The sequence below is a fragment of the Schaedlerella sp. genome (assembly GCF_056796775.1).
In genome coordinates this window covers 1-11328 of sequence record NZ_JBQIKP010000081.1, presented here as the reverse complement: position 1 = coordinate 11328, position 11328 = coordinate 1, and the positions used below count along the sequence as shown (strand labels likewise).

7 protein-coding genes are annotated in these 11328 nt (G+C 49.6%); 2 read left to right on the top strand and 5 right to left on the bottom strand.

The genetic code is table 11. The features are described 5' to 3' along the window. Positions 1-86 precede the first annotated feature (86 nt). Positions 87-221 (bottom strand): hypothetical protein, encoded by a 135-nt coding sequence (locus ACTOY7_RS20830; protein WP_482672779.1) that lies wholly within the window; start codon positions 219-221, stop codon positions 87-89. A gap of 187 nt (positions 222-408) precedes the next feature. Between ACTOY7_RS20830 and ACTOY7_RS20825 the strand changes: the two genes are divergently transcribed. Further along, positions 409-1263 (top strand): PD-(D/E)XK nuclease family transposase, encoded by an 855-nt coding sequence (locus tag ACTOY7_RS20825; protein WP_482672778.1) that lies wholly within the window; start codon positions 409-411, stop codon positions 1261-1263. Between the two features lie 362 nt (positions 1264-1625). Here ACTOY7_RS20825 and ACTOY7_RS20820 read toward each other — a convergent pair whose 3' ends face one another. The 4 genes from ACTOY7_RS20820 to ACTOY7_RS20805 all read right to left on the bottom strand — a co-directional run bounded on the left by ACTOY7_RS20820 (position 1626) and on the right by ACTOY7_RS20805 (position 9990). After that, positions 1626-3257 carry a glycoside hydrolase family 43 protein gene (locus tag ACTOY7_RS20820; protein WP_300886059.1) on the bottom strand — a complete coding sequence of 544 codons (1632 nt, stop codon included), beginning with the start codon at positions 3255-3257 and terminating at the stop codon, positions 1626-1628. A 78-nt stretch (positions 3258-3335) separates the two neighbouring features. Continuing rightward, positions 3336-5549 carry a glycoside hydrolase family 3 N-terminal domain-containing protein gene (locus ACTOY7_RS20815; protein WP_482671805.1) on the bottom strand — a complete coding sequence of 738 codons (2214 nt, stop codon included), beginning with the start codon at positions 5547-5549 and terminating at the stop codon, positions 3336-3338. Positions 5550-5888: 339 nt separating this feature from the next. Beyond that, entirely contained in the window at positions 5889-8330 is a 2442-nt protein-coding gene (locus tag ACTOY7_RS20810) for a GH39 family glycosyl hydrolase (RefSeq protein WP_482671806.1), read from the bottom strand. Between the two features lie 796 nt (positions 8331-9126). After that, positions 9127-9990 (bottom strand): oxidoreductase, encoded by an 864-nt coding sequence (locus ACTOY7_RS20805; RefSeq protein ID WP_482671807.1) that lies wholly within the window; start codon positions 9988-9990, stop codon positions 9127-9129. 285 nt (positions 9991-10275) lie between these two features. Here ACTOY7_RS20805 and ACTOY7_RS20800 point away from each other — a divergent pair, with 285 nt between their 5' ends. After that, the gene (locus tag ACTOY7_RS20800) at positions 10276-10818 is read left to right on the top strand and encodes a helix-turn-helix transcriptional regulator (protein WP_482672575.1); all 543 of its coding nucleotides are present in this window, start codon (positions 10276-10278) and stop codon (positions 10816-10818) included. Positions 10819-11328: the final 510 nt, after the last annotated feature.

Below are 11328 nucleotides of genomic sequence, written 5' to 3'. Positions count from 1 at the left end.
AACCGTTAGAAACCTTGTGCTTATACCAGCATTGGCATAAGTGTTTTTCTTATGCAGAAATTTTGCCATTTTGCGTCAAAAAATATTTATAAGTGGCCTAATATATCAAATAAAGCAATAGAATAAAATTGTTCTTGTTTGCCAGCTTCCTTGAGACGTTTTTCCATCTCTATTTGAGAAATACGCTCATGAGTTGGTTGGTTAACGGCTGAATTATCCATATTTTTTTTCCTACAGTATCTATTGGTTGATAAATTATTATTTTATACTACTGGACAGTTAATATCAACCAGTTGCAGGAAAATTAAAAAATTTTCGATATATCATATGTGAATTGTTTGGCCAGAAAGTAATGGATACACTACACAAATAGCCATGTGCTTGTAAAATTGGGAGGTATATGGTAGTATGGAGATACGAAAACAGAGGGGAAAGCAGGTGGGAAGATTGACAGTGACGGAACAGATAGACCGGAAACATCAGGAAGATTTACAGAGGCTAAGAGGCTTTCGCTTGCTTGATGATGATTTCCTCACAAAGTGTTTTGAGGGAGATACGGCAAGCATAGAACTGGTATTGCAGATTGTACTGGAAAAACCGGATTTAAAGGTGTTGGACGTCCGTACTCAGGTATTTGTGGAGAACCTGCTGAACCGTTCGGTGAGGCTGGATATCTTGGCTACGGACAGCACAGCGGCAAAACTGAATGTGGAAGTACAGCGCTCCGACAAAGGAGCCGGGAGAAAAAGAGCCAGGTACAACAGCAGCATGATGGACGCAAACCTTTTGAAGAAAGGCGAGGACTTCGACAAGCTGCCGGAAACGTGGGTAATCTTTATCACAGAGAATGACGTAATGGGAAAAGGGCTGCCGCTCTATCCGATTGAGCGGTGCTTTTTAGGAACCGGGGAAAGATTTGAGGACGGTTCGCACATACTGTATGTAAATGGCGCTTACCGTGGAGATACGCCAATCGGGAAGTTAATGCATGACTTCTCCTGCACAGACGCAGCGGATATGTACTATGGGACACTGGCGGACAGGGTGAGATTTTTCAAAGAGAGCAAGGAGGGAATTGAAATTATGTGTAAGGCCATGGAAGATATGAGAAACGAATCCTTACAGGAAGGCATCCGTGAAGGCATGAAAGCTACGGCACGCCGTATGCTGGCAGCCGGCAAATATGCGTTGGAGGAAATCGTTAATATTTCAGGACTTTCTCTTGAAGAAGTAAAACAACTGAAAGCTGATAGAAGTGCATAGACAAAATTGTAGGCTGGGAATCTAAAGACAGGTTCCCAGTCTATAATTTTTACGATTATACAAGACACTATTTATAAAATGTGTTGAACGACGAATTGTAATCGGAACTAACAGCGAATTATTTTAACATGTTCTGGATATTTTTTTGTACCATTACTCTGTCCCGTATCTTTCCAAGATCATCAAAAAAAGCACCGGGAAAAACTTTAAGCAGCTTGTCAACGAGGCCAAAATGCGCAAAGCCATTTATTATCTGGAAAATGTGTGAACGTCGAATACAAAAGTACTTTCAATGGGACAGATACGTTACGATTCGCGGCCGCACAGATGAAAAGCTCTTGACGGCCGCTCCCAATCTGGTCCTATTTCATCTCAAACCATCCGAACTCTGCCTGATTTTCGCAGTCTTCTCCATTGCCGGACGCAAACATCCCGATCATGGTTCCTGTCATGCAGCCCACCTTTTCCGGATTGATTCGTGTTCCGTCCGCGACACAGAGTTCTTTTAGCGCCTCTTTTGTTTCCCCGTAACGGACCGCAAATCTCTCGCCTTCGATCCCCAACTGCAGCACGATCTCTTCCGTCTCCCAGGGCACCTCCGCAATCACCTCCCGATGGGTCTCGCTGGTAAAGCCGGGGAAGTACGGCGGCACATTGTAGTCTGCTGTATACAGCAGCAGGCGGAGCACCTGCCTGCCCTGGCTGACCGCCCGTTCCAGATGGTACTGGTGGTTCATGGCCTGAACAACCGCAAGTCCGGCGCTCTCCAATCCTTGCGGCAGGAATTTCATACCGCAGGTGACCGTCGTATTGACGCCGCACTGCCTGCATGCCAGAAATGCGGTATCATATTCTTCCGATTTTTCCGCCTCAAGGGACATGGGGCGCAGGTCTTCTATGAGGGACTGGCGGATGCATTTCAGGTGCAGCGCAGAATCCTTGATCTTGTAAAAATCATGGTAAGGCCTTCCCCAGAATGACCAGCAGAGGTCCAGCTCTTCCTTGTCAAAATCCTCATAAACCACGCCGAATCCTCCCGAATGGGCATCCTCTTCCCAGGGCAGGCACTCCGGCGCATCGTATTCCCACTCCACCTTTCCGGTTTCCGGGCTGAACAGGGGCCAGCCGCGCTCCCATACCACCGGGCAGATGAAGGTCTCCCTTCCCAGGTTCTTGCATTTTCCCTCAATCAGCCGGGAGGCCAGCATCACCGCGTACCAGCTTCCGTCGGGCAGCTCCACCAGATCCGCATGTCCCACATTGATAATGGGACTTTTGAAACCAAAGTGGCGGTGGGTCATCACCGGGTTGGCCGGATTGCCTTCATAAAAGCCAAAAAGCTCTTTGCTTCTTGCCGCCATGACCGCATGATAATGCTCGGTTCCTCCTTCCGCGATGATCAGATAATAATATTCCCCGATATGGTACAAATGGGGCGACTCCGGGGAGCTTCCCACCCGGAGGGCGCTGTTGAAGATGGTCACCGGCTCTCCCAGCATATGGAAATGCTCCACATCATATTTTGCCAGCCAGATCCCCCGCTCTTTCACGCCGGTTCCGTTGTCCCACACGTCACCAGTTCCCATGATATAGGCCTGCCCGTCATCGTCAAAAAAGAGAGAAGCATCGATTCCCGGAACATCGTCCAGCCAGTGGGGCTCTGACCAGGGGCCCGCGGGATCTTCCGCTGTTACAATATAATTGCCTTTATCGCTGAAATTGGCATTGATAATATAAAACAGTCCGTCATGATAGCGGAGCGTAGGAGCCATGACGCCGCCCACACCGCTGTCCCGCTCCATATGGAATCCATTTTCCGGGGTCATGGCATAGCAGATCTGCTCCCAGTGGGCCAGATCCCGGCTGTGAAAAATCGGCACGCCGGGGCAGAGCTCAAAGCTGGAGCACGCCAGATAATAGTCACCACCCACCCTGCAGATGGACGGATCCGGGTAAAAGCCCGGGATGATTGGATTGATCAATTTTTTCTTCATCGTTAATTCCTCCTGATATAAAAAGCACAGTCCGCCCAAAGAGATTCCAGGACAGACCTGAAAATTTTTCATTCTGTCTCAAAAAGCCACCCTTACTTCCTCACACAGACAGTCCCGGGAATTTCCGCCCGCATAGATCCGGAATAGTCCGTCCTCCAGCACATATTCGCCCTGGTTATTGTAGAATCCCATATCCTGCTTCTTCAATTCCAGTTCCACCGTCCGCGTTTCTCCCGCTTCCAATTCCACTCGCCGGAATCCTCTCAATTCCTTCACCGGGCGTACCAGGCTGGCGGCCACATCCTGCATATACAGCTGGACAACCTCCGTGCCCTTCCTGTCCCCCGTATTTTTCACACGGACAGAGACGCGGAGCTTTTCCTCCCCTTCCTCCACGTTCAGGTCCGAATATGCAAATGTCGTATAGCTCAGCCCATAGCCGAAGGGGAACAGAGCGTCAAAAGGCGCGTCCAGATAGCGGGAGGTAAACTTGCTCTTGCTGCCCGGCCTTCCGGTATTGGGATGGTTGTAGTAAATGGGGCACTGGCCGTTTACGGAGGGGAAAGAGGATGCCAGCTTCCCGCTGGGGTTCTCCTCGCCGGTGAGCACCGCTGCCACAGCGTTTCCCATCTGTACGCCCAGATGCCATGCCTCCACCAGCACCGGAAGATGCTCCGCCTCCCAGCCCAGAGCCAGCGGCCGGCCATTCATCAGCACCGTAACAAGCTGCTTTCCTGCCGCCGCAGTCTGTTCCAGCAGGAGGGAGAGCATTTTTTGCTGCTTTCCGGGAAGCTCCACATTCGCCTTGGAGGAAGCCTCCCCGGACATGCTCACCAGCTCGCCCGCGACTGCGACCACTACATCGCCCTCCTCGCAGGCTTTTTTGATCTCGTCCGGATCCACTTCGTCCTCCGGCCCGCCGCAGGGATAATATGTCACATCCGCGCCGCAGTTTTTCAGTCCGTCCAGGATGGACACACAGTCCTCGTTCTTCCAGCTCATGGCCCAGGCGCCCATCACTTCCTCTTCCTTTGCGGCCAGCGTACCCACCAGGCTGATCTTCTGCTTTTTCGAGAGCGGAAGCACATTTCCCTCATTTTTCAAAAGGACGATGGACTTCTTCGCCGCTTCCAGGGCCGTCTCCACATGCTCCGCCGGGATCTTGCCCGCGTATCTGGCAATGGCTTCCTCCGATACGTAGGGATTCTCAAACAGGCCCAGCCACATTTTCACGGAAAGGATCCTGCGCGCCGCGTCATCCAATACCTCCATGGAAACCGCGCCGCTTTCCACTGCTTCTTTCAGATGATCCTTGTAAATGTGGGTACCCATGTCCATGTCCAGCCCCGCATTGGCCGACTGGATCCCCGCGTCCCTGTCGTCCTCCGCGATCCCGTGGGTCACACATTCCTTGATCCCGTTGGCGTCGCTGACTACAAAGCCGTCCATCCCGTATGCTCCCTTTAAGAGTTCCCGGAGGGTATAGGGATTCACTGTACAGGGCACGCCGTTCAGATCGTTGAAGGACGCCATGGCGCTTGCCGCGCCCTCCTCCACCGCCGCTTTAAAAGGAGGAAGATACACATTGTGCAATTGAGAAATGGACATGCTGGTGGTGTTATAATCCCTCCCGGATTCGCAGGCGCTGTATGCCACATAGTGCTTTAAGCAGGCCGCCACGTAGTTTTCCGGAGAAGTCCGGTCATTCTGCAGGCCTCGGATCTTTGCCTTCGCGAAGCTGGATGCCAGGAACGGATCCTCTCCCGGGCCTTCCGAAACCCGTCCCCAGCGGCAGTCCCTTGCCACGTCGATCATGGGGGCGAAATTCCACCCGATCCCGTGGGCCCTGGATTCCCTGGCCGCGATCCGGGCAGTCCGCTCAAACAAGTCCTCGTCAAATGCCCCTGCCTCCGCGATGGCGATGGGATACACGGTACGAAGCCCGTGGATCACGTCGAAACCCATGATCAGCGGGATTCCCAGGCGGCTCTCCTCCACCGCGATTTTCTGCAGCTCGTTGGCCTTCACCGGGTCATCCCCCATCATAGCGCCCACCAGTCCGGCACGGATGTCCTCCTCGTGGAAATCCCGGGTCGCCGTGGACATGATCTTCTGGAATTCCTCCTGGGAAATCCTTCCGTCTGTCATCATTTCGATCAGTTCCTCAAAGGGCACATCGAAGCCGCCCACAATGGACGGGGATTCCAGGTTCATCTGCCCGATCTTCTCCTCCAGTGTCATCCGGGATAATAACTCCTCTACCCGGTTTTTCTGCTGCTCTGTTAATTTCATCTCTCACCTGCTCCTCTCTTTTTGAATCCCTGTTCCCGCTCAGAACAGCAGGCGGATCTGCGGCCTGCTGTTCTGAGCGGGAATGCATAATTTTATTTTAAGGAATTCAAAGGAATAAAACCTGTCTATTTTTAATGATTTATAGTTAAAAAAATAACCTTTGCCGCTGTATTTCCCTTTTTCAACGAGCAAAGGTTAAAAAATGATATCTGATTATTGTCCTGGCCGGATGCCTTGCAGCTGGGCGCAAGGCACCGTGAACAGTAACGGATTAAGGGCAGTTTTGATCATACCGCTGCTAAGGAACTCTCCGGTCACGATCCCGGACCTCCCGGGAACTTATATCTCCGCGATCACGATCCCCTGGATCTCCTGTGCGCTCAGCCGGGTCTCCACCACCAGCGTATGGTCGTAGGCTTCTGCCTTATGGATCGTCAGCGCGGGCTGGCAGGCGGTCTGCAGATATTGGATCTCGATCACGGAAAGGGAATTAAAATAGGCCAGCTTCCGCCACTCATCCTGTACATTTCCATGTTCCTGACTCACGGAAAATATCTTCACCTGATATATCCCGTTATTGACCGGATGCAGCTTAAAATTCATCTGGATGGCTTCACGGTCCGCAAACAGGCGGGACTGCTGCTCGACCTCAATCTGGTTTTCATCCTGAGAATAATACCGGAAATTAAAATGCTTGTAATTGTGGCAGCATATATAGAAAAGGCCCTTTCCGTCGCCGGAGACAATGGCATTCCTGCTTTTTCCCATGAAATATTTTTCCAGATGGTTCAGATGATCAAAGGCAAAAAAAGCCGGCTTGCGGATCCCGTCCCTGCTGATCAGCCCGCAGCCTCCGAACAAGAGATCTTCCGAGTCGATCCTTTCGGCGAATATGTCGGTGGCGATCCAGTATGCCACCGCATCCGCCTCATCGTAGTTCTGGATCAGGTTCTTCATAACATAGGCGCTCTTATAGCAGCCATCATTGAGGCAGTTTCGGTTGGAAAGCGTAGAGCTCCACTCCGTCACCAAAAATTCCGGAATATGGAAATCCGCCTCTTCCAGTACCTGCTTCGCCGCCCGGATCTGGTGATACAGGTAGTCCTCATCCGGGGAAAAGGGATTTCTTCCCGTGTCCAGCAGATGCTCTTTGACCAGATAAGGATAGGAATAAATGGAAATAAAATCCGGGCGCTGCTCCCTTTTCGCCCACTTTGCAATGATCTCGGGAAATTCCTCCCCGATATAATTCATGCTGAACCCTGCCCCTCCCAGCTTCACGCCGGGGGCGTAGTTGCGGAAAATGCCCGCGATCAGATCAAAGGCTTCAAAATAATGCTCGATGGGCACCTTTTTCTGGACCACCGCGTTCTGTTCCAGCTCAAAATACCATTCTTCCACCTTACTGATCCCATACCGTTTTGTCAGATGCCGGATCAGTTCCTCCAGGAGGACTTTATTTTTTTCCAGCAGGCTGATCTGATTTTTCAGATCCTGGCTGAGCATATTCAGCCCCACCTTTTCCACAAACAGCTCCCGTCCTTTAAATCCCAGCTCGATATGGGGCTTCACACCGATCTCCATCAAAAAATCAAAGATCTGGTCGATCAGCTTAAAATTATACCGGGAATTTTTTTCTTTCAGCTCGATCATCACGTCGTCGGTGAGGAGGTTCCAAAAGCGCACATATTCAAAGTGAAGCCTTTCCTTGATATAACGGAGCTGTTCCCTCACGTCAAACCTGAGCAGGTCGGAAGCCGGGCCGATATTGATGATCCGGCACCAGTTTCTTTTCACCTCTTCCTTCCGTGAGGTGTCGATCTCCATCTCCTGCACAATGGAGTCGGCTGCTTCCGAGGTTCTGACCAGGTTGGAGGTCAGATACTGCTCCACCTTTTCCTGCACCTGGCTGCTGTCCTCCTGCTCTCCCCGGTCCAGCTTTTCCGCCATCTGCTCCCGGTATTCCGCCGGCGTGGTATGGTAGCATTCCCGAAACGCGTGGTTCAAGCCGGCCTGATTCGGAAATCCGTTGTCCATGGCGATCTTCAGTATGGTCTTATCCGTATGCAGCAGGTCGCTGACCGCATGATCCAGCCGGATATTATTCAAAAGCTTTAAAAAACTCATTCCGAAGTTATTTTTGATATATTTGGACAGATAGGTATGGGACAAAAACAGGCGGTCCGCCAGCTCCTTCAAGGTAATCGGCTCCCGGTAATTCATCATAAGGAAGCTTAGGATCTCATTCATCCGTTCATCCCGGATCCCCCGCAGGGATTCGTATTTGCGCATCCCCCTTTTCACGATAAAATCCGTGGTGATCAGATAGATCAGCTGGTAGTAAATGCTGTTTTTCAGGGCGATCCCCTGTCCCTCCGTGGTCTGATTATAGTTGAAGACCTGCCGGATAAAGTAGCGCATTTTTTCGTAGCTCTCCGACCGTTCCTGTACCGAATTGCACCAGAAAAACTGCTGCTCTCCACCGAACATCTCCGTCAGCAGCTTATTGTCGATAAACAGGCTGCCCAGCAGGATATCGCCGCCGCTCCCGCCCGTTCCATTCCCATCCGGTCCGCCCCCGCCTTTCAGCACGGCATGATACCCATGGCGCACATTGGAATTGATCAGCATGAACTGATCGGTGCCCAGAGTATAGGTCTCCTCCTCGTACTCGATCTCCAGCCAACCGTCCAACACGTATAGGATCTCAATATCCTGATGCAGGTGCATCCCCTGTTCCTTCTTTGTAGAAAACTGGCATCTGATAATCTCATGCGGCATCTGTTCTTCCCTCCTGACATCTGTGAGCACTTCTGGAAACTCCCCCGCCTTTGCGGCTGAGTTTCCGAGAACGCTCTGAGTATCCGGCCTGCGCCGCCGGACTGCATGTTGTCAATTGTAACGGAATCCTGTCCGCATGGCTATATCTATTTTAACCTTTTTTACATCTCTTTTATTTTGCTTTTGCCGCATTTCTTTCATCCAATTAAAAAAGACGAGCCTGTTCAAATGGAGATATTCTTTATCCATCCATTTAGATGTAAGCGCATACTCGAAAAAAGGAGCTGCCACTCCATTAGCGAAATAAGGATCGTATATATCTGTCATAAAATTCCCAGGTCAAATCTCCGTTCAGCACAGATCGTACCACTCTGTCCTCAAGTTCCCTGTCAAGAAATGACTCTGTAAAATTCATCACATGACCAAGGCTGCAGTAACACAAAGTCGAAGATACCGACATATCAGGGTAAAAACATATAATATTTATTTGCTAATGATTGTTTACAGGAAGTTTATTATGCTGGTAGGATCTGAGTAATAAACAAAAAGGACAGGCTCTCTTTTACAGTGCGGCCTATCCTTCTCATAATAGCAGGTGATTTATTTGTTCCCCATTGATGAGTTTTTTGGATCAGCGAAAAACTCATCTATTGTAAATTCTGTTGTAAACACGCATTGTCTGTTGCCGTCTGTTTCCTGCAGTCCTGATTCTCTTAGTATCTTTATTCGGTTTTAGGAGATTTTCATGACCGCTTCATAAGCCTCTGATACCGCCGCCATGATATTGCGCGCCTGATTACTGTCTCCGATTGAAATAACTGGGCAGATTTCTTCGTATTGCTTTGCGTCCTGTACGGTTGTCTTTCCACCTGCTGCCCTGAGCTGCCATCAAAGCCGCCGCACAACCGCCCGGTCCTGCTCCAATGACCAGCACTTTCTTTTTCTTCTGTGCCTGTGATATCGTCCGGGTTCTTTCATGACCGCAGATTGGATTAATCGCACAGCCTGCAGGCTGACCCGCAAATACCTGTCCGATACAGCCGTCATTACAGGAAATGCAGGGTCGGATATCTTCCGTGTTCCCACACATCACCTTATTGGGCAGCTCCGGATCTGCCAGAACTCCGCGGGCGATTGCCACGAAATCACAGCTTCCCTGTCGGAGTGCCGCTTCTGCCTTTTCTACATCTCCCAGCCTTCCGTGAGTGATCACCGGGATAGATACCGCTTCCCGTACCGCCTTTGCAATCGCGATCTGCGGAGTCATTTCCTGAAAATATACCGGCGGCATCGCATAATGCCATTTCTCATAGCATCCGGCATCCAAATGCAGCACGTCTACGCCGGCAGCTTCCAGCCGTCTTCCGATCTCAATCCCTTCCTCAATTCCCCGGAAGCCATATTCCACAGGAAGGTCATGGCAGGGCACCCCCGGCGCATGCATCCAGTCACAGGCTGACGCGCTGACCGGCACGCCGTATTGCGGAGCCGGGCCGCCTACCCTTCCGCAGCCCGGCATTAACTGCGGACATACCTTGCAGTCATTTGAATGGGCAATCTCACAGATTTTATGAAAGGTATCAATGTTTTCTGCTGTAAGCAACATAGAAGCAGATGTATCCTCAAATGCTCCCGTCACCATCGTATTGCACATAATCATGGATGCGCCGCCCTCAATCCTGGCTTTGTAGAATGCTGCCGTATCCTTTTCTTTAAAACCGGGCTGCCTGTGCCAGCTGCATTCTTATCACGTCTTTCAGATCTATCCGGATGACAACCTGCCTTTAGACATGATATTCCTTACGGAAGATTATACATTGATGAGTTATTGGAGTTTTTTCCAGAACAAGGATGAAGCTGAAGCGAAAAATATATTTTATCTGCCTCCAGTCATTTATCCCAAAAGGGAAATGCAGGAGACTATTTTCAGATTTTTCAATCAATCATGGCAGAAGATCTTACGGAAAAGGAGCATAGCCTGTTTATGAAATCGGTACTTTATACCAGACTCCATTATCTATATCAGTATATTTGCTTAAATCATCCAAAGAATTGTGCGCCATACTCCCCAACCCCAGTCTGGAATATCCTGCCGCAGGAATACCGAAGGCAGATTGCCGCTGTTAAATTCCAGAACCCTGATGTATTAGTCTCGGATGACGCATATGAAATTCTTTACTATATTACCTGCCATTTTAATGATGAGATTACTCTGAAAAAATTATGCAATGAGCTATATATCACAGAGCAGAACGCGGCCTCCATATTGCAGAAAAAATTTCAGATATCTTTCCACGAGATGGTGGCAATCTTCCGGTTACGCTACGCACAGGCAATGCTTCTCGTCTCGCCAATGACTTTAGTGGACATCTCTGCCTGCTGCGGATTCCAGTCAGTACACACTTTTATCCGGCTGTTTAGAGCAAAAAAACATTTAACGCCGACTGCATACCGAAAAAAATATAAGGAGCGTATCTATGAATCATAAAAAACAAGACCACCGATCGGGTTGGGACTGAGCCGTGATTATTTCAGCCAAAACCTGATTCCATCCCCTCCTGCTGTCAATGAGATCCGTTACTACTCTCCGTCTGCATTACTGCATTATGACGGAATTGAAATATTGTATGTTTTCGAAGGAGAAGGCATCTTTTGCACAAACGCAATAAATTATGACTGTAAAAAAGGAAGCCTGATTATGCTGTTTTTTTATCATCTGACACGGGTCATTCCCAAGGAAGGGATAAGGCCAGAATAAACGCATGAATGAACATGTAGGGATATTACAGAAAAAATTATGCATATTTACGAAGGTATATTTTTCCAATACTCTTTATCTGACATCGAAAATCGTGTATACTATGCCTGAAATGAACCAGATTATAGTTTAGAAAGGCAACTGAACCACTACCGGCTAAAGCCGGTAGGTTCGGTTTGCTGCTGAAGCAGCCTAAAGTTGTCGCCACTTTACTTATTTCCCTTTTTACTTAACTTATCT

Coding starts and splice junctions, on each gene's coding strand:
- ACTOY7_RS20825 (WP_482672778.1), top strand. CDS start 409: ATGGAGATACGAAAACAGAGGGGAAAGCAGGTGGGAAGATTGACAGTG.
- ACTOY7_RS20805 (WP_482671807.1), bottom strand. CDS start 9,990: ATGATTATGTGCAATACGATGGTGACGGGAGCATTTGAGGATACATCT.
- ACTOY7_RS20815 (WP_482671805.1), bottom strand. CDS start 5,549: ATGAAATTAACAGAGCAGCAGAAAAACCGGGTAGAGGAGTTATTATCC.
- ACTOY7_RS20820 (WP_300886059.1), bottom strand. CDS start 3,257: ATGAAGAAAAAATTGATCAATCCAATCATCCCGGGCTTTTACCCGGAT.
- ACTOY7_RS20800 (WP_482672575.1), top strand. CDS start 10,276: ATGGCAGAAGATCTTACGGAAAAGGAGCATAGCCTGTTTATGAAATCG.
- ACTOY7_RS20810 (WP_482671806.1), bottom strand. CDS start 8,330: ATGCCGCATGAGATTATCAGATGCCAGTTTTCTACAAAGAAGGAACAG.
- ACTOY7_RS20830 (WP_482672779.1), bottom strand. CDS start 221: ATGGATAATTCAGCCGTTAACCAACCAACTCATGAGCGTATTTCTCAA.